The sequence below is a fragment of the Bradyrhizobium cajani genome (genome assembly GCF_009759665.1).
GTDB classification, from domain to species: Bacteria; Pseudomonadota; Alphaproteobacteria; order Rhizobiales; family Xanthobacteraceae; genus Bradyrhizobium; species Bradyrhizobium cajani.
The window spans coordinates 106,524-123,189 of sequence record NZ_WQNE01000027.1 but is presented as its reverse complement, the minus strand read 5'-3'; the positions used below and the strand labels follow the sequence as shown (position 1 = coordinate 123,189).

The following is a 16,666-nucleotide window of genomic DNA, read 5'->3' as shown; positions in this document are numbered from 1 at the left end:
CCCCACCCCTCCCCGTCCCAGACCGGTTCGCGCGCGGCCAGCCATCCCCCAATGGCTGGCCGCAACTTTTTTGGGTGTGAGCGCGATCGGTCCTGCTAAAGCGCGATGAAATTGGGATGAATCGTCATCGCGCTTTAGGTTGTTGTTTGAGCATGATCTTTTCGGAAAACCGCTTCGCACTTTTCCGGATCATGCTTTAGGCCTGCGACCACGGCACGCGCGCGGCGGTGAAATCGCGCCATGTGCCTTGCAGCGACGGCTGCACGCCGACCGAGGCGCGCGCCTGCCAGCCGGCGATTGCCGCGGCGGCGATGGCGCTGTCGGGCTCGGCGCCGAGCCCATCGAGCAGCGATGCCGTGACCGCCATGTCGTTGAAGGCACCGAGGTCCTCCTGAAGACCCGCGAGCCTGCGCGAGAATTTTCTCGCACACTTGCGATCGGCAAAGAGCGGCAGCAGGAACTCGCTGAGATAGCGCAGCCGTTTGGTCGCGAGCCGCACCCGATGCACCTGTTCGGCGGAAAGCGACTTGAAGCGGCGGCCGCGCTTGAGCACCTTCGCATGCTGCGCCGACAAGATGCGCTGCGCGAAGCTGACGGCGGGCTCGGCGAGCCGGCCGAGATCTTCGGCAGCGACATCGCTGCGCCAGCCCCGCGTCTCGATCCAGTTGCCGAGGCTGATCAGGAAGACGGCACAACGGCGATCGGCGAGCGCACGATGCGCCTTGCGATAGGCATCCGACTGGCGCTTGGCCGCAGCCAGGCCCAGCGCATCGAAGCCGGCGACCGAAGGACAGGCCTTTGCGATGGTCGGCAAGGTCTCGAGCTGGAACACGTCCCAGTCGCGGGCCGCGGAGAGGTCTTGCGCCAGCCATTTTGCTTCCGAGCGCAGCGCGTCGAGATTGCTGAGCGCGCCGACCGACCGCATCAGATCGAGCGCCGACCGGAGGCGGCGCAGCGAGACGCGAAGCTGATGCACGCCCTCCGGATTGCGGCCGTCCTCGGCCGCCGGCAGCGACTGGAGCAGATGGAAAAAGCAGGAGCGCAGAATGGTCGCGAAGGCCTCGTCGAGCGTCACCGAAGGATCGAGGCGAAATTTTCGCGGCCGTCGTGCCGAAGGCGGATTGCCGGCGGCAAGATCGAAGCCGCGCGCCGACTTGGTGCGGATCGACGGCTTCACCGCCCCATGCTCCGCCAGCCGCAGCGCGACCTCGTAGATCGTGCTCGCGCTGCCGCCCTTGAGCTCCAGCTCGATCTCGCTCACCGGCATCGACCGGTCGCCTGCCGTCAGCTCGCCCTGGTCGAAGGCGACCTCGACCGTTCCGGACGGCAGATCGACGATCCGCGCGTGGCGATGGATGTCGGCGGTGAAGACCGCTTCGAGCGGCTGCGCTTCGAGATCGCTGCGAAGCTTCTCCGGAACGAAGGGCATCGCCAAAGCGAGATCGGGCGCGAGCGAGCGGACGCTTGCCTCCCACTCGCCGCGGCGCAGCGGATCATCCGCAGCGTCGGTCTTCACGGTCTGCACGAAACGCGCGCCGCTCTGGCGAACCCGCAAGCTCAGGCCATTGCGCCGAAGCATCCGTTCCGGCGTGTCGTAATAGACGGACTTGAGATGCTTGCGTGTGCCCTTGTTGCGCGCATGCGCCGCGATGATCGGCGCGGCGTTGAAATGCGCCATGCGGTCGGCGTCGACGAGAAGCTTGAGCTCGATCTCGCCCACAGGCCGCGCAGCAGCGTTCGACTGGGCCGGCTCCGGTGCAGGCGTCGTGTCTTGCGACGGCGTCTGATCGATCACAGCGCCCTCGTCGATCTCAGGTTCCGCGCCGGGCCCGGCCGGCTCAATTTGCCTGAGGAAACCGGCGACGACTTGCGTTCTCTTGTTGTCCTTTGGGACAGGATTCCCGTCCGGCGCACTCGCAGTTTTGCGAGCCGGCGTAGCGTCTGATTTTAGCATTTCCGGTGACATGACAGTTCGATGACAGAGCGCCAGCATATAGCCGAGACGGTCCGCAAGGAATAGCAACGTTGCCTCGCAATGCACCATCGTCCACACGACAATGCTGGCGCCAGATATCGACGAGGACTGTCATAAATCGGCTGCGCGTTACGAATTAAATTGTCGCCGCGTCCAGTAAGTGATCGAATTGGCGGCGAATCTCGCGTTGTTCGAAACCGAGATGAACGCGTCAGTGAGCCTCACTCATGCTAGCCGAGAAATTCTTTCTGGTTCTGGAGACGCTTAGAAGTCACGCCTCCGATGACAGGCCCGAGATTGTGACAAGCCCCGCGAGGCCTGCCGTGGTTCCGGAGACCGAGTCCGATCCGCAGCGCAAGAAACCGGTTGCGGAGGAACGGGACTAGAAGCGGTCTAATCTTGCAGGCGCCCACGCAGAGGTGCGTCAGTGCGCGAGGCTGTTCTTGTGGATCCTGCCGTCCTTCATGATCACCACAAAGTTCTTCTCGGGATCTTCGATGAGCCTGATGTCGTCGAGCGGATTACCGTTGACCAGCAGCAGATCGGCGAGCGCGCCCTCCTCCACGACGCCAAGCTTGCCGGGATAGGGATTTCGCGCGCCGGAGAGTCGCAGCAGTTCCGCATTGGCCGACGTCGCCATGGTCAACGCTTCGGCCGGCGTGTACCAGCGCGTGAGCGCGGCCAGCATCGCACCTTGCCTGTCCGCCAGCGCCTTCGAGAACAGGACGTCGGTACCGAACGCGGTCTTGATGCCGTACTTTTTGGCCAGCGCATAGACGCGGTCCGTGCCGGCGACCACCTGCCGCATCTTGTCCTGCTCGGAAGGCCCTAGTGCGGCCGCGCCGGCGAGATCAAGGAACGGCTGCGTGCTGAGCCAGATCCCTTTCTCCGCCATCAGTCGCGCGCTCGCCTCGTCCATGAGGTGACCGTGCTCGATACATCTGACGCCGGCTGCGACCGAGCGCTGGATCGCAACCGGCGTGTAGGCGTGGGTTGCGACATAGGTGCCCCAATTGTCGGCCGCTTCGACCGCCGCGCGGAGCTCGGGCTCGGTGAAGGTCGAGACATCGAGCGGACTGAAGGGCGACGCGACACCGCCGCCCGCCGTGAGCTTGACCAGCGAGGCCCCCTGCATGAGTTGCTCGCGCGCCCGCACACGGACCTCGTCGGGACTGTCGGCGACCATGCTGCCGCCGACCCGCTCCATGCGGCTGAGCATGCCGCCGATCGTGCGCGGCAGATCGGCGAGTTGCCGGAAATCGCCGTGGCCGCCGGTGATGGTGATCATGGCGCCGGACGGATAGATGCGAGGCCCGGCAACGAGCCCCTCGTCGATGGCCTGCTTCAGTCCGAACGAGGGACCGCCCATGTCGCGCACGGTGGTGAAGCCGCGCATCAGCGTCGCGGTTGCCTCGGCCGCTGCGAGCAGATTGATGTAGCCGATATCACCGGCAAGCACGGCCATCGGCGTCGGGCGCACCAGCATCGCGTGCCAATGTGCGTCGATCAGCCCGGGCATCAGCACGCGGCCGACGCCGTCGATGACCTGACCGGTGGCAGTCATGTCGCCGGTCGATATCTTCTCGATGACCCCATTCTTGACCAGGACATTGGACGGCCCGGAGATCGTACTGGATTTGCCGTCGAAGATCCGGACGCCGCGGAACAGGACACCGGCATCGCGCTGCGCCGATGCCGGTGACGGAAGGCCGAGAACCGCGCCGGCAAGACCAAGCATCGTGGCGGCTCGCAAGAGTGCCCGCGGCCAGCGCCTATCCAATCCCCGCCACGCCAAGCCTTGTGTCGACAAGCCTTGTGTCGACAAGTCTTGTGTCGAAAAATCCGCCGTCTCTCGTTCGCCAGCCAGAGGTCGCGCCATGGCACCACTCCGCAGAACGGGTTCAACGTTGTCGGCTTCGATCCGGAACTCGACGCCCTGCACGTCAATTGATTCCGTCGACCAGGCAGAGTCAATTTGCAACCGTGAGATGATTTCGCAGCCCTGCCATACGGCCCCATCTCCGGACGCAACGAGCGCGCATCGCACGGAACGCTCCCGCAGATGCGTAAGCGATGCTGTCTCGCATGCATCGAACTCTATTCAAAGACGGGTAACTGCTCGCAATCTTGATCAACGCAGGATTGTAGCTGCCCTGTACTGCAGTACGATCCGCGCGGGCTGCGCCACAGAGGATCATGGGCAGGAGGAAGCCTCAAGGCAGACCCGACATCATGTGAACGAGGCGTGACATGATGGCACAAGCGAGTGACGGACACGTTCTGCTGGCCAAGAAACTTGGCGGACTCTTCGCAATCATCATCGGATGCCTGCTGACCGGCGTCGGCGTGACGTTCGAATCCACCGTTACGATGATCTTTGGCGCACTGTTCCTTACGCTCGGTGCCGCGCTGCTCGTGCTGAAGATCGTCAGGCGAAACCAGGGACCGCCGCTGACCTAGGCAAGCTCAGGCGCCGAGCACATCCGCGAGCCGCAGCTCGTCGGCGGCGGGATCTTTCAGGAACAGCTCGGCCTCGATCTCGGTCAGATGCGACAGCATCTGCGCGCGCGCAGCCTCTCTGTCGCACTTGCGGATCGCAGCAACAATGCCGGCGTGATGGTCGGTGCCGCAGGCCGGCGTGTCGTGGCGGCGGTAGAGCAGGATGATCAGCGAGGAGCGCGCGATCAACTCCTTCAGAAAGCCCAGATAGATGCTGTGCCCACTCATCTCGGCGACGAGGCGGTGAAACTCGCCGGAGAGCCGCACCGAGGCGCGTGCATCACCGCGCAATTCCGCCTCGCGCTCTTCAGCGAGATGCTGCTGGAGGCGATCGATCCAGGCCGGCGACGCCGCATCGATCGCGTGATCGACGATGGTCGGCTCGATCAGGCGGCGCGCCTCGAACACCTCGCGGGCGTCCGCAGGCGTCGGTCGCGCGACGAACGCGCCGCGGTTCTTCTCGATGTTGACGATGCCTTCATGGGCGAGTTGCTGAAGCGCGGTGCGGACCAGCGTGCGGCTCGCGCCATAGATCTCGCCGATCTCGTCCTCGCCGAGCTTCGTGCCGGGCAGCAGGCGATGTTCGAGGATCGCGGCGGTCACGCCCTCCCGGATGCGGCTGACGCGATCGCTCGCATCTGGCGCGTCGGATTTCGGGCGGGACTTGGCGGCCATGGATGTGAGGCTCGATCGGCGACGTTCGGCCTCGAATGTTAGACGACGAGCTGTATCCAATCACAGGCGAAACTTTATACAATCTTCGCCCGTTTTGTGTGCAGACGGCTGAACATGCGGCGGGCAGCCAAACCCCCCGGAATCGAGCTAACGATCTGACTGCGCTACACAGTTTTGAAAATTGGCCGAACAGGAGCTGTTGGCACGGACCTTGCGGAGAGAGGCGGAGCATCGCCCCCTCCTCGGACATGTCATGGCCACTCCCGCCGCTCTCGAACTGGTCGCCGTCACCAAGCGCTACGACACCACGCTGGCGGTCGACGATGTCAACCTGAAGATCCCGGCCGGCACCTATTGCTGCCTGCTTGGCCCCTCCGGCTGCGGCAAGACCTCGACCTTGCGCATGATCGCGGGCCATGAGGCGGTCAGCGCGGGCGACATCATCCTCGGCGCGCAGAACGTCACCGACCTCGAGCCTGCCAAGCGCGGCACGGCCATGATGTTCCAGTCCTACGCGCTGTTTCCGCACCTGATGGTCATCGATAATGTCGCGTTCGCCCTGAAGATGCGCGGCATCGATCGGGCCACGCGACACAAGCGTGCCGGCGAGCTGCTCGAACTGGTGGCGATGAGCCAATATGCGGGCCGGCTCCCGGCACAGCTCTCCGGCGGCCAGCAGCAGCGCGTCGCCCTCGCCCGCGCGCTGATCACCGAGCCGCAGATCCTCCTGCTCGACGAACCGCTCTCCGCGCTCGATCCGTTCCTGCGCGTCAAGATGCGCGGCGAGCTGAAGCGGCTCCAGCGTGAGCTCGGCATCAGCTTCATCCAGGTCACCCACGGCCAGGAAGAGGCGATGGCGCTCGCCGACCACATCGTGGTGATGAATCACGGCAGGATCGAGCAGCAAGGCTCGGCCCGCGACATCTTCCATCACCCCCGCACCGAATTCGTGGCGCGCTTCATCGGTGGCCACAACGTGCTCAGCGACGCCGGCAAACTGATCGCCGTGCGCGCCGATCAGCTCGGCATCGTGCCGTTCGCCGACGGCGCGTTCGGCGCGCCGGCGCTGCTAACCCAGACCGAGTATCAGGGCTCCTACGTCGCGGTCTCGCTCACGCTCGACGACGGCACCGCCCTGTTCTCCCACGTTCCCGAGGCCACCTTCGACGTCCACCCGTTCCGTCCGGGCGATCGCGTGCTGGCCACCTGGGACCCCGCCAAGGCGCAACGCCTGCAATAGCGCCGATCAATCACTGGAATGCGCAACAGAGGAGTGACTGATATGACCGAGACGACCAGAAAGAACGGCCTCAGCCGCCGCACGCTGCTCAAGGGTACCGCGGGTTTCGCCGGCCTTGCCGCCGGCTCCGGCGCCATCACCGGCTTTCCCTATGTGAAGTCGGCCGATGCGAAGGTGCTGCGCTATCTCGGCACCGCCGTGAACGAGGGTGACGACATCTCCAAGCAATGTCTCAAGGACACCGGCATCAAGATCGAATACATCACCGCGACCACCGACGACGTCACCAAGCGCGTGATGACCCAGCCGAACTCCTTCGACGTGCTGGACACCGAATATTTCTCGCTGAAGAAGCTGGTGCCCTCGGGCAACATCCTTGCCCTCGACGCCAGGAAGATCAAGGAATTCGACAACATCACGCCCGTCTTCACCAAGGGCGAGACGCCCGGCGGCAAGAAGATCGGCAACCAGGGCACCGCGCCCTGGAAGGTGCTCTATCTCGAAGGCAAAGATTCCAAGAAGTTCGCGACGTCGGCGACCGAGTTCGTGACGCTGATCCCGACCGTCTACAACGCCGACACGCTGGGCATCCGCCCCGACCTGATCAAGCGTCCCATCAGCTCGTGGGCCGAACTGCTCAATCCCGAATTCAAGGGCAAGGCCTCTATCCTCAACATCCCCTCGATCGGCATCATGGATGCCGCGATGGTCGTGGAAGCCTCCGGCAAGTACAAATATGCCGACAAGGGCAACATGACCAAGGAAGAGATCGATCTCACCATGAAGGTGATGACCGAGGCCAAGAAGGCCGGTCAATTCCGCGCCTTCTGGAAGGACTTCAACGAGAGCGTCAACCTGATGGCGTCGGGCGAAACCGTGATCCAGTCGATGTGGTCGCCGGCGGTGACGAAGGTGCGCTCGATGGGCATCCCCTGTACCTTCCAGCCGCTCAAGGAAGGCTACCGCTCCTGGGCTTCGGGATTCTGCGTCTCCAAGGGTGTCTCGGGCGCGAAGCTCGAGTGGGCCTATGAGTTCGTGAACTGGTTCCTGTCGGGCTATGCCGGCGCCTATCTCAATCGCCAGGGCTACTATTCGGCCGTGCTCTCCACCGCGAAGGCGCACATGGAGCCTTACGAGTGGGCGTACTGGATGGAAGGCAAGCCGGCCGAGAAGGACATCAAGGCGCCCGATGGCTCGCTGCTGGAGAAGGCCGGCGCGGTGCGCGACGGCGGCTCCTACGAGGACCGCATGGGCGGCGTCGCGTGCTGGAACGCCGTGATGGACGAAAACGACTACATGGTCCGCAAGTGGAACGAGTTCATCGCGGCATAACGGACATGCCGGAAGAGGTCCTGCAACAGGCATCCCCGGGATTGATCCCGGGGTCGGGCTCGGCGCGCGTCGCGAAAGTGACGCGCCTGTCGCCCTCCTTCATCTCCTGGCTCCAGGCCGGGCCGATGATGCTGGTGTTTCTCGCCTTCTTCCTCATCCCGCTGATGTTCGTCGTCATCGTCTCGTTCTGGGATTACAACGAGTACCAGCTGCTGCCGGCCTTCTCAGGCCGCGGCTACACCGATACGTTCGAAGGCTGCATCGCGCAGCTCCCCGAGCTCTGCACCATCGCCAAGACCTATCTGAAGACGCTCAAGCTGTGCTTCCTGGTCTGGGCCATCACGCTCTTCATCGGCTTCTGGGTCGCCTATTTCCTCGCCTTCCACGTCAAGTCGAAGACCTGGCAGATGGGATTGTCACTGCTCTGCACGATCCCGTTCTGGACCTCCAACGTCATCCGCATGATCGCGTGGATTCCGCTGCTCGGGCGCAACGGCCTCGTCAACTCGGGCCTGGTGAAGACGGGGCTGATCAACCATCCCCTCGAGTGGCTGCTGTTCTCCGAGTTCTCCGTGGTGCTGGCGCTAGTGCACCTCTTCACCTTCTTCATGGTGGTCCCGATCTTCAATTCGATGGTGCGCATCGACAAGTCGTTGATCGAGGCGGCCTATGATGCCGGTGCCACCGGCTTCCAGACGCTGGTCAACGTCATCATTCCGCTCGCCAAGCCCGGCATCGTGATAGGCTCGATCTTCGTCATCACCATCGTGATGGGCGATTTCATCACCATCGGCGTGATGGGCGGCCAGCAGATCGCCGCCGCCGGCAAGATCATCGAGACGCGCGTGAACGCGCTGCAATTCCCGGCCGCCGCCGCCAACGCCGTGATCCTGCTCGCGATCACCTTCCTGATCATCACCATGATGTCGCGCATCGTCGACATCAAGAAGGAGCTCTAGCATGAAGGAGGGACGCCCACGCTCCTTCTACGTGCTCGCGATCTTCTTCGCGGCCTATGTGCTGTTCCTCTACGGCCCGATGATCGCGATCTACGTGCTGTCGTTCCAGGGGCCGCAGGGCGGCCTCACCTTCCCGATGAACGGCGTCTCGACCTTCTGGATCGCAAAACTGTTCCAGGGCACCGGCATCGTCGATCTCGGCGCGGCGTTCCGCCGCTCGCTGCTGCTCGGCATCATCGTGATGATTGTCACCGTCGTGCTCTCGGTCGCCGCCGGCATGGCGTTCCGCAGGAAGTTCAAGGCGCAGAGCATTCTGTTCTACTCGGCGATCGCGAGCCTCATCGTGCCCTCGATCATCACCTCGCTCGGCATCTCGCTTGAATTCCGCATCATCGACGATCTGATCAAGGCGCACTGGAACGAGAATTTCGAGACCTCGATGGGCCTGCTCACCTCCGGCCTCGGCGCGCACCTGACCTGGACGCTGCCGTTCGGCCTGCTCATCATGTTCGCGATCTTCAACCGCTTCGACCCCAGGCTCGAGGAAGCCGCACGCGATCTCGGGGCGACGCCGTGGCAGACCTTCCGTCATGTCGTGCTGCCGATCATCCTGCCCTCGGTGATCGGCATCGGCTTGTTCGGCTTCACGCTGTCCTGGGACGAGCTCGCGCGCTCGAGCCAGGCCATCGGGGCGGTGAACACGTTGCCGCTCGATCTCCAGGGCCTCACCACCACCGTGACGAACCCCGACATCTATGCGCTCGGCACCGTGATCTCGGCGGTCTCGTTCACGGTGATCACGCTTGCGCTCGGCACCATCCACATGCTCAACAAGCGGCAGGCGGCCAAGGGCTCGGACGCCGGTAAAGGGCTTGTCTGATCCGATGCGGCTGCATGTCGTCAATCCCAACACCACGGCGTCGATGACGGCGAAGATCGCCGCTGCTGCGCGCAGCGTCGCCCTCCCCGCGACCGTGATCGACGCACGCCAGCCGGCGATGGGCCCGGTCTCGATCGAGGGATTTTACGACGAAGCTTTCGCCGTGCCCGGCATGCTCGGCTGCATCCGCGAGGCCGATCGCGACGGCGCCGATGCGCATATCATCGCCTGCTTCGACGACACCGGCCTCGACGCCGCGCGCGCTGCCGCGAAAGCGCCGGTGATCGGCATCGGCGAAGCCGGCTTCCACATGGCGAGCCTGATCGCGGCGCGATTTGCCGTGGTGACGACGCTCGGTGTCTCCATCGTGCCGATCGAGCATAACCTCACGAAGTACGGCCTCGCCGAGCGTTGCGCCCGCGTCCGCGCCGCCGAGGTCCCCGTGCTCGCGCTCGAGGAGCGCAATCCTGAGGCGCTCGCAAAGATCTCCGCGGAAATCACCGCCGCCATCCGTGACGATCGTGCAGAGGCCATCGTGCTCGGCTGCGCCGGCATGGCCGATCTCGCCGCCGAGCTCGCAGCCACGCACGGCCTGCCGGTGGTCGACGGCGTCGCCGCGGCGGTGACGCTGGCGGAAGCGCTGGTGCGGCTCGGGCTCAAGACGTCCCGGCTCGGACCTTACGCAGTGCCGCGATCGAAGACCTATTCGGGACCGTTCGCACCATTTCAGCCGTGAGCCGCGGCCGACGGCGCCGGTCACTTCGATCACATTTTATGTTTCTGTCATGAACCACCCGACTTCCGCTCGGCGCCGTGCTAAGGAGCCTGCTTCAGTAGTTTTACGGGGCTCATATGAAGAAGAACGACGTCACGTGTGCGGCGTGCGGGGCTGGTTTTCGCCGGCTCGAGCTGGCGACACAGCCGGCGAACAAGGGCGAGTACCGGTGTCCGGCCTGTGACGAGGTCCTGGAGACCTTCGACGGCAGCGCCTACATAGCCTACCGCATGACGATCCAGCCTTCGATGAAGGCCGCACGTCCGTAAAGCATTTGCGGCGACCGCCGGGCCGTCGCCGTCGTACGAAGATACCCCGTTCATGCCGGATCGGCGTGGGCGGGGATTTCTTTTTCGCGGGCGCGGTCCCGGATGCGGGAGCGTTCGCGACTGGATCAATGACGCTTTTTCGGCAGGCGGCCTCTTTTTGGTCCCATTCGTTGCCGAAATGTAACGTTTTCGGGACGCCCCGGCCGCTGAGGCCGGTCTTCGCCACTCACCAAGTTTCCATTTGGGTTTTGTTCGCGATGATCGATCTCGCACAGGATGCGCCGTCCAGTCCCTTCGCCCGTCTCGGCGCCCAGCCCATCGCGCTGACCGCCGCGGCCCTCCTCCTCCTGATCGCCGGCGTGACATCGATCGCGGTCTGGCGCGCCTATACCGGTGCCATACCCGAGACCGACCGGGTGGTGGCGTCGCGGCAGCTCCAGGCCCGCACGGCGCAGGCGTCCGAGCAGCTCGTCGAAAAGACCAGGGGGCTGGAGGCAACGCAGCAGGAATCGATCGACCAGCTGCAAGTCGTGCAGGACCAGCTCCTGACGATGAAGCGGCTGATGGCGTCGCAGCAGGCCGACACCAAGCGCCTGTCCGAGCAGGTCGCAGCGCTGAACGAATCCATCGACGGCTTGCGGCAGTCCTTTGCCAGTGCGCGGGCCACAGAGGCCGAGACTCCGTCGGTTACCCGCAGGAAACCGGCGCGACACCGCGTCCATGCCAGCGCACGCAAGCGCTCGCGCGGCTGAGCTGATCACAGTTTATTTTCGCCACTTGTGAACTGGATCACATTCGCCCGTATGATTCCGCGCGATGGTGGCCGTCACCGGATGGCGTGAGCCGATTTCAATATCCGGGGCTGGCAAGGTCGTTGACGGTATACTGCGTCAACGGCCTTGTTTTTTTATGGGGTTTGGCGCGGCGCCCAAGGGGCTATTCGCAAACATCCACGCGGCGGATGCGCCATCCTGCCGGCGTCATGACGCGCTTGCGCGCGACGTAGCAGCCGCCATAACCATCGTCGTAGCCGGTACCATAATAATAGGGATCGCCGTAATAGGGCGAGCCGTAGCCGTAATAGCCGCCGTAATAGCCGGCGCCGGCGAGCCCCGCCCCGATGGCCACACCGGGCCAGAATCCTCCGCCATGCCAATGGCCATGCCAGCCGCCACCGCCGTGCCAACCGCCACCGTGGAAGCCGCCACCATGGAAGCCCCCGAAACCGCCCCGCGCCTGTGCCGCCTGCGGCGCTGACAGTCCGACCGCCGCAACAGCCACGGCCGCCATCATCATCTTGCGTAACATCACTCGATCCTCCGCGTGGACACGCTCCACGCTTCAACACAGGATCAAGCTAACGTCCCCTGGGCATTCCTGACAGCCACACTGTCTCACTTCCGCGCGAGCATCAGCAGCCGCGACAGATGCTCTTCATCTTCTTGTCGAGCATCCGGTTCTCGGTGTTGACGGTGGCATCAGCCGCCTCGCCTGCACCGGTGCCGGTCGTGACCCCGGGAGCGGCATTCGCGCCGGACGATTGGGCCGTCCCCAGGCTGTTGGTGCCGGGCGGCGGAGCCGGAGAGTTGGCGACACCTCCGGTCGATCCGGCCGAGCCTCCGGTTGCCGCCGCAGAACCTCCGGTCGATCCCGCAGAGCCGCCGGTCGCTTGCGCAAACGAGACGGACGGCATCGCCGCGAGTGCGACGATCACGATCATGGTCTTGATTGAACCGGTTGCGGACGATCTGGCCATCGGAATTCTCCTTTGCCGGTCAACCGCTGCCGCGAACGCCGGTTCCGGAACAAAGGCCGTCACATCAGCTTGAAAGCGAGGAGGCCAATCGCGATGACCGATCGCGATCCTTTTGCAGAGGGCGAACGCGCCGCGCGCGACAACATCCCGGCCGGAGCCAATCCCTATTCGGCCGGCAGCGACGAGCACGCGCTGTGGGCCGCCGGCCACGAGAAGGTGGCAGGCGCGATCGAAGGGCGCGGGTCCGATGGCAGTTGAGCTCAGCCGATCCGCTTCAGGCCCTTCTTGAAGCGCGGGCCGTTGGCGACATAGAACTTCGCCGCGCTCCCCATCCGCTGCACCTGCGCGTCATCGAGCGTGCGGATGACGCGCGCGGGGGAACCGATGATCAGGGAGCGCTCGGGGAATTCCTTGCCCTCGGTGATGACCGAGCCGGCGCCGACGATGCTGTTGCGGCCGATCTTGGCGCCGTTCATCACGATCGCGCCCATGCCGACGAGCGCGCCTTCCTCGATGGTGCAGCCGTGCAGGATGACGTTGTGGCCGACCGTGCAGTTCCTGCCGATCACGAGCGGAAAGCCGAGATCGGTGTGGCAGGTCGAGCCGTCCTGCACGTTGGCGCCCTCGCCGATCTCGATCCACTCATTGTCGCCGCGCAGCACCGCGCCGAACCAGACGCTGGCGCCGGCCTTCAGGCGCACGCGGCCGATCACGGTGGCGGTCTCCGCGATGAAATAATCGCCGTCGGCGGGAAGATCGGGCGCCTGCCCGTCGAGCTCGTAGATCGCCATGGAGGTCTCCTGTCAGGACGATCCTGGCATAGCGAAACGATGGCTTGGACGCAAAGGGACTGGACGCAAAGGGCCGTGCGGCCCGCAAGGGCTGCGGTCAGGCCAGCACGCCGGCCGCGCGCAGCGTCATCAGGAAGAAGGTGCCGCTCATCATGCTCCAGAAGCCCGCGATGAGGGTTGCCATCATCACGAACTCGACGCGGCGGCTTTCCACCCGCATACCGCGCAGCGTGTTGCGCATGATGATGAAGGGCGCGGCGAACACCAGGAACGGCACCGCCGCGAAAGTCTTCGGGGCCACGCCGTCCTGCAACAGGCCGAAGCCGGCGGGCCGCTGCGCGACCGCCTGGTATCCGTTCACGAGCGCGCCCGCGAGCGCAAAGCCGATACCGATCGCGAAGAAAGTATTGAGAGCTTCAGGTGTCATCGGAACGGTCCGCCCTTACGCAACGCCAGAGCCTTCCTGTGACAAAGAGTGCGGGTTAACGCTACATTATCCTTAAGGGAAGGTTAACGACGGCAGCCGCTCCACGCAGGGGCCCTCTCCTGTTCCCGACTGGCGGAACGCTGCGCGAATTGGCCGTCGCGTGGCATATTCGCGCTGATTCGTCGGCCACAGGCCGACTTCGACCTCACGCGTGCGGCTTCATGACGGTGTTTTCGGCAACCTCCCCCCGGTCCCGCGGGACGCAGACTCGGGCGCATCTCGTCCCGATCCTGCTCAGCAGCGCAGCCGCGGTGAGCGCGGTTGCGCTCGTCGCCTACCTGCTGTGGCCGACCTGGGCCACGAGGGGCGCCAACGCGCCGGACAAGCTGCCGGTGAGCGTCGGCGGCACGCTGTTCAACCTGCCGATATCCGCGATCCGGATGAAGATCCAGCGCCACTCCGGGCCGCAGGAGCGCCTCGACCTCGACTTCCTCTATCCCTCGCTGGAGCCGCCGGGCGCTCCGAAGCACGTCACCGCCGAGACGGTCGATGCGGCGATGCAGCCGATCGACCGCATCTTCCTGTCGATCGCGGCCCATCACGATGCGCTCCCGCCCGAGCAGCGAACAGCCACGATCTATCCGCGCTATCTCGACCAGGCCGCAACCCAGCCCGAGGAAGGCCTGACGATGCGGATGTTCCGCGCCGACACCCCTTACGGCAGCGAGGACCTCTATTCCGCCGCAAGCCCCGCGCTGACCGCGCGCTGCACGCGCGATGCGGCGACGCCCGGCATGTGCCTCTCCGAGCGCCGCGTCGGCGGCGCCGACCTCACCTTCCGCTTTCCGCGGAGCTGGCTGTCGCAATGGCGCGACCTGGCGGAGGCGATGGACAGGCTGACGGCGCAGCTGCGCGGGCCGAAGGGCTGAGCGCGGCCTTCTGCCTGCCGCGGCCTCCAAAATAAAAAACTTCGAAAACAACCCCATGCACAGTAGCCAAGCATTGGCGGCATCGAGCATTTTCGTATTTTTCGAATTACACCTTGACCCGTCGGGCAAAACAGGGGCACAATGGGCATCATGGGGGAGATCGATTTGAATGGATGCGGTTGCGCATCTTCCACCCGGTACCGGAATTGCCCGGATCGCCCCGCACCGATGTGTGACTGACATCACTGATCGTAGATTTGCACTTGGTCATTCTGCGAATAATCTGACGCTATTGCATTCGGGGGCTGGAATGCGGCTTCGGCTGTTTGTTTTATTGATTCTTGCGACGTGGCTTTCGACTGGGCTTGGGACCAGCTCTGCGCTGGCCGAGAAGCGCGTCGCGCTCGTCATGGGCAACTCGGCCTACAAGAACGTGGCGAGGCTCGCGAACCCCGCGAACGATGCCGCGCTGGTCGGCGGCATGTTCCGGAAGGCCGGGTTCGAAACGGTCGACGTCAAGCTCGACCTGAACGTGGTCGAGATGCGCAAGGCGCTGCGCGAATTCGGCGGCAAGGCCCGCGAGGCCGATGTCGCGGTGATCTACTACGCCGGCCACGGCATCGAGCTCGACGGCACCAACTATCTGATCCCGACCGATGCCGCGTTGGAGACCGATACCGATGTTCTCGACGAGGCGTTCCCGCTCGACAGGGTGCTGTTTGCCATCGAGCCGGCCAAGCAACTGCGCCTCGTCATCCTGGACGCCTGCCGCGACAATCCCTTCGCCAAGTCGATGAAGCGGACGGTTGCCTCGCGCGCCATCGGCCGCGGCCTGGCCAAGGTCGAGCCGACCAGCCCGAACACCATGGTTGCCTTCGCCGCGAAGGCAGGCTCGACCGCCTCGGACGGTGATGCCAAGAACAGCCCGTTTGCCACCGCTCTGGTCGAGCGTCTGCCGATGCCGGGCCTCGATCTGCGCAAGGCCTTCGGCTTCGTGCGCGACGACGTCCTCAAGACCACCGGTTACAAGCAGGAGCCGTATGTGTACGGCTCGCTCGGTGGCGATGACGTGCCGCTGGTTGCAGCGAAGCCGGTCGTCGCCGGACCGCAGGCCAACCCCGACGCCGAAATCCGTCGCGACTATGAACTGGCGCTTCAGCTGGGTACGCGTGACGGATGGACGGCCTTCCTCAATCGCTTTCCGAGTGGCTTCTATGCCGATCTCGCCAAAGGCCAGCTGAACAAGATCGGCGCCGAAGAAACCCGCGCCACCGCTGCGGAAAAGGCCAGGCAGGCCGAGGACGAGAAGTCCCGGCTCGTGGCCGAACGGGCCAAGAAAGCCGAACAGGAGAAAGCGGCTGCGGCCGCCAAGGCCGCTGAAGACGCCAAGGCCGCGGCGGAGAAGGCCAAGCAGATCGAGGAGGCCAAGGCGGCCGCGGCCGAGCAGCGGCGGAAGGACGCCGAGGCCGCAGCGGCAAAGGCGCTCGCCGACAAGCAGGCCGCCGAGAAGGCGCTGGCCGACAAGCTGGCCAACGACAGGGCTGCCGCCGAGAAGCAGGCGACCGAGAAACAGCAAGTGGCCGACAGCGCACAGAGAGTTGCAGCCGTTGCGCCGACCTCATCACAGCCCACCCTGTCCCCCGCAGAGACGGCGAAGCTGGTGCAGTCCGAACTGCGCCGCGTCGGCTGTCTGGCGACCGCTGCCGATGGCGACTGGAATGCGTCATCGCAACGCTCCCTGACTCTGTTCAACAAATATGCGGGAACGAAGTTCGACGCCAAGCAGGCGAACCTCGACGCGCTCGACGCCATCAAGGCCAAGCCGGGCCGGGTCTGCCCACTGGTGTGCGATCACGGCTTCAAGGCCGATGGCGACGCATGTGTGAAGATCGCATGCCGCGCCGGTTATCGCGTCAATGACGATAATGAGTGTGAGAAGATCCAAGACAAGAAGCCGGTTGTGAGACGCGAGGATGCCAACACGCGGGATGCGGAGCGGAAGCAGATCGAATCCAAACCAGCGAAGCCTCAGACGAGCGGGCAAATATATTGCGCCGCTACAGTGGGTTGTCGCCCCGTTCGCTCCGGCTGTCGGCTTGAGCAAAAAGGCTCGAGCAACGTCGAGGTCTGCAACTGAGGACAAGCTCACGCGTGCCGTG

Annotated in this window: 18 protein-coding genes; 11 read left to right on the top strand and 7 right to left on the bottom strand. The window is 64.5% G+C overall.

Features of this window, described 5'->3' with window-relative positions; translation table 11 throughout:
* Positions 1 to 196: 196 nt before the first annotated feature.
* Both GPL20_RS27600 and GPL20_RS27595 read right to left on the bottom strand, forming a co-directional pair.
* On the bottom strand, positions 197 to 1,954 hold the full coding sequence (locus GPL20_RS27600) for a CYTH and CHAD domain-containing protein (RefSeq protein ID WP_157333562.1): 1,758 nt from the start codon (positions 1,952 to 1,954) through the stop codon (positions 197 to 199).
* Positions 1,955 to 2,399: 445 nt separating this feature from the next.
* Positions 2,400 to 3,713 (bottom strand): metal-dependent hydrolase family protein, encoded by a 1,314-nt coding sequence (locus GPL20_RS27595; RefSeq protein WP_167533238.1) that lies wholly within the window; start codon positions 3,711 to 3,713, stop codon positions 2,400 to 2,402.
* Between the two features lie 512 nt (positions 3,714 to 4,225).
* On the opposite strand from GPL20_RS27595, the gene GPL20_RS27590 reads away from it, so the two are divergent.
* Positions 4,226 to 4,435, top strand: coding sequence for a hypothetical protein (locus GPL20_RS27590; RefSeq protein WP_157333558.1), 210 nt, complete (start codon positions 4,226 to 4,228; stop codon positions 4,433 to 4,435).
* Between the two features lie 6 nt (positions 4,436 to 4,441).
* Here the strand turns inward: GPL20_RS27590 and GPL20_RS27585 are convergent, their stop codons facing one another.
* Complete coding sequence (locus GPL20_RS27585) at positions 4,442 to 5,149, bottom strand: GntR family transcriptional regulator (RefSeq protein ID WP_157333556.1); 708 nt, start codon at positions 5,147 to 5,149, stop codon at positions 4,442 to 4,444.
* A gap of 253 nt (positions 5,150 to 5,402) precedes the next feature.
* Between GPL20_RS27585 and GPL20_RS27580 the strand changes: the two genes are divergently transcribed.
* The 7 genes from GPL20_RS27580 to GPL20_RS27550 all read left to right on the top strand — a co-directional run bounded on the left by GPL20_RS27580 (position 5,403) and on the right by GPL20_RS27550 (position 11,356).
* Positions 5,403 to 6,389 (top strand): ABC transporter ATP-binding protein, encoded by a 987-nt coding sequence (locus GPL20_RS27580; RefSeq protein ID WP_157333554.1) that lies wholly within the window; start codon positions 5,403 to 5,405, stop codon positions 6,387 to 6,389.
* Positions 6,390 to 6,431: 42 nt separating this feature from the next.
* Positions 6,432 to 7,721: an ABC transporter substrate-binding protein gene (locus GPL20_RS27575; RefSeq protein WP_167533237.1), complete on the top strand. Its 1,290-nt coding sequence runs from the start codon at positions 6,432 to 6,434 to the stop codon at positions 7,719 to 7,721.
* A 5-nt stretch (positions 7,722 to 7,726) separates the two neighbouring features.
* Positions 7,727 to 8,680, top strand: a complete 954-nt coding sequence (locus tag GPL20_RS27570) for an ABC transporter permease (protein WP_157333550.1) — start codon at positions 7,727 to 7,729, stop codon at positions 8,678 to 8,680.
* A 1-nt stretch (position 8,681) separates the two neighbouring features.
* The gene (locus tag GPL20_RS27565; protein WP_157333548.1) at positions 8,682 to 9,560 is read left to right on the top strand and encodes an ABC transporter permease; all 879 of its coding nucleotides are present in this window, start codon (positions 8,682 to 8,684) and stop codon (positions 9,558 to 9,560) included.
* Positions 9,561 to 9,564: 4 nt separating this feature from the next.
* Positions 9,565 to 10,296: an aspartate/glutamate racemase family protein gene (locus GPL20_RS27560; protein WP_157333585.1), complete on the top strand. Its 732-nt coding sequence runs from the start codon at positions 9,565 to 9,567 to the stop codon at positions 10,294 to 10,296.
* Between the two features lie 116 nt (positions 10,297 to 10,412).
* A complete protein-coding gene (locus tag GPL20_RS27555) occupies positions 10,413 to 10,604 on the top strand; it encodes a hypothetical protein (RefSeq protein WP_157333545.1) in 192 nt (63 codons plus the stop codon).
* A gap of 257 nt (positions 10,605 to 10,861) precedes the next feature.
* Positions 10,862 to 11,356, top strand: coding sequence for a hypothetical protein (locus tag GPL20_RS27550; RefSeq protein WP_157333543.1), 495 nt, complete (start codon positions 10,862 to 10,864; stop codon positions 11,354 to 11,356).
* 184 nt (positions 11,357 to 11,540) lie between these two features.
* Here GPL20_RS27550 and GPL20_RS27545 read toward each other — a convergent pair whose 3' ends face one another.
* Positions 11,541 to 11,912, bottom strand: a complete 372-nt coding sequence (locus GPL20_RS27545; protein WP_157333541.1) for a hypothetical protein — start codon at positions 11,910 to 11,912, stop codon at positions 11,541 to 11,543.
* Positions 11,913 to 12,015: 103 nt separating this feature from the next.
* Complete coding sequence (locus tag GPL20_RS27540) at positions 12,016 to 12,360, bottom strand: hypothetical protein (RefSeq protein WP_157333539.1); 345 nt, start codon at positions 12,358 to 12,360, stop codon at positions 12,016 to 12,018.
* Positions 12,361 to 12,453: 93 nt separating this feature from the next.
* Here GPL20_RS27540 and GPL20_RS39005 point away from each other — a divergent pair, with 93 nt between their 5' ends.
* On the top strand, positions 12,454 to 12,618 hold the full coding sequence (locus GPL20_RS39005) for a hypothetical protein (RefSeq protein ID WP_167533236.1): 165 nt from the start codon (positions 12,454 to 12,456) through the stop codon (positions 12,616 to 12,618).
* A gap of 2 nt (positions 12,619 to 12,620) precedes the next feature.
* Here the strand turns inward: GPL20_RS39005 and GPL20_RS27535 are convergent, their stop codons facing one another.
* Together GPL20_RS27535 and GPL20_RS27530 are read right to left on the bottom strand one after the other, a co-directional pair.
* Positions 12,621 to 13,151 (bottom strand): gamma carbonic anhydrase family protein, encoded by a 531-nt coding sequence (locus tag GPL20_RS27535; protein WP_157333537.1) that lies wholly within the window; start codon positions 13,149 to 13,151, stop codon positions 12,621 to 12,623.
* A gap of 97 nt (positions 13,152 to 13,248) precedes the next feature.
* Positions 13,249 to 13,578, bottom strand: a complete 330-nt coding sequence (locus tag GPL20_RS27530) for a DUF6949 family protein (protein WP_157333535.1) — start codon at positions 13,576 to 13,578, stop codon at positions 13,249 to 13,251.
* 221 nt (positions 13,579 to 13,799) lie between these two features.
* Here GPL20_RS27530 and GPL20_RS27525 point away from each other — a divergent pair, with 221 nt between their 5' ends.
* Both GPL20_RS27525 and GPL20_RS27520 read left to right on the top strand, forming a co-directional pair.
* The gene (locus tag GPL20_RS27525) at positions 13,800 to 14,507 is read left to right on the top strand and encodes a hypothetical protein (protein WP_157333533.1); all 708 of its coding nucleotides are present in this window, start codon (positions 13,800 to 13,802) and stop codon (positions 14,505 to 14,507) included.
* A 310-nt stretch (positions 14,508 to 14,817) separates the two neighbouring features.
* Positions 14,818 to 16,644, top strand: coding sequence for a caspase family protein (locus tag GPL20_RS27520; RefSeq protein WP_157333531.1), 1,827 nt, complete (start codon positions 14,818 to 14,820; stop codon positions 16,642 to 16,644).
* Positions 16,645 to 16,666 lie beyond the last annotated feature (22 nt).

Excerpts from the sequence above, each read along its gene's own strand:
- GPL20_RS27600 (WP_157333562.1), bottom strand. The coding sequence starts at position 1,954 with ATGCTAAAATCAGACGCTACGCCGGCTCGCAAAACTGCGAGTGCGCCG.
- GPL20_RS27595 (WP_167533238.1), bottom strand. The coding sequence starts at position 3,713 with ATGCTTGGTCTTGCCGGCGCGGTTCTCGGCCTTCCGTCACCGGCATCG.
- GPL20_RS27590 (WP_157333558.1), top strand. The coding sequence starts at position 4,226 with ATGATGGCACAAGCGAGTGACGGACACGTTCTGCTGGCCAAGAAACTT.
- GPL20_RS27585 (WP_157333556.1), bottom strand. The coding sequence starts at position 5,149 with ATGGCCGCCAAGTCCCGCCCGAAATCCGACGCGCCAGATGCGAGCGAT.
- GPL20_RS27580 (WP_157333554.1), top strand. The coding sequence starts at position 5,403 with ATGGCCACTCCCGCCGCTCTCGAACTGGTCGCCGTCACCAAGCGCTAC.
- GPL20_RS27575 (WP_167533237.1), top strand. The coding sequence starts at position 6,432 with ATGACCGAGACGACCAGAAAGAACGGCCTCAGCCGCCGCACGCTGCTC.
- GPL20_RS27570 (WP_157333550.1), top strand. The coding sequence starts at position 7,727 with ATGCCGGAAGAGGTCCTGCAACAGGCATCCCCGGGATTGATCCCGGGG.
- GPL20_RS27565 (WP_157333548.1), top strand. The coding sequence starts at position 8,682 with ATGAAGGAGGGACGCCCACGCTCCTTCTACGTGCTCGCGATCTTCTTC.
- GPL20_RS27560 (WP_157333585.1), top strand. The coding sequence starts at position 9,565 with ATGCGGCTGCATGTCGTCAATCCCAACACCACGGCGTCGATGACGGCG.
- GPL20_RS27555 (WP_157333545.1), top strand. The coding sequence starts at position 10,413 with ATGAAGAAGAACGACGTCACGTGTGCGGCGTGCGGGGCTGGTTTTCGC.
- GPL20_RS27550 (WP_157333543.1), top strand. The coding sequence starts at position 10,862 with ATGATCGATCTCGCACAGGATGCGCCGTCCAGTCCCTTCGCCCGTCTC.
- GPL20_RS27545 (WP_157333541.1), bottom strand. The coding sequence starts at position 11,912 with ATGTTACGCAAGATGATGATGGCGGCCGTGGCTGTTGCGGCGGTCGGA.
- GPL20_RS27540 (WP_157333539.1), bottom strand. The coding sequence starts at position 12,360 with ATGGCCAGATCGTCCGCAACCGGTTCAATCAAGACCATGATCGTGATC.
- GPL20_RS39005 (WP_167533236.1), top strand. The coding sequence starts at position 12,454 with ATGACCGATCGCGATCCTTTTGCAGAGGGCGAACGCGCCGCGCGCGAC.
- GPL20_RS27535 (WP_157333537.1), bottom strand. The coding sequence starts at position 13,151 with ATGGCGATCTACGAGCTCGACGGGCAGGCGCCCGATCTTCCCGCCGAC.
- GPL20_RS27530 (WP_157333535.1), bottom strand. The coding sequence starts at position 13,578 with ATGACACCTGAAGCTCTCAATACTTTCTTCGCGATCGGTATCGGCTTT.
- GPL20_RS27525 (WP_157333533.1), top strand. The coding sequence starts at position 13,800 with ATGACGGTGTTTTCGGCAACCTCCCCCCGGTCCCGCGGGACGCAGACT.
- GPL20_RS27520 (WP_157333531.1), top strand. The coding sequence starts at position 14,818 with ATGCGGCTTCGGCTGTTTGTTTTATTGATTCTTGCGACGTGGCTTTCG.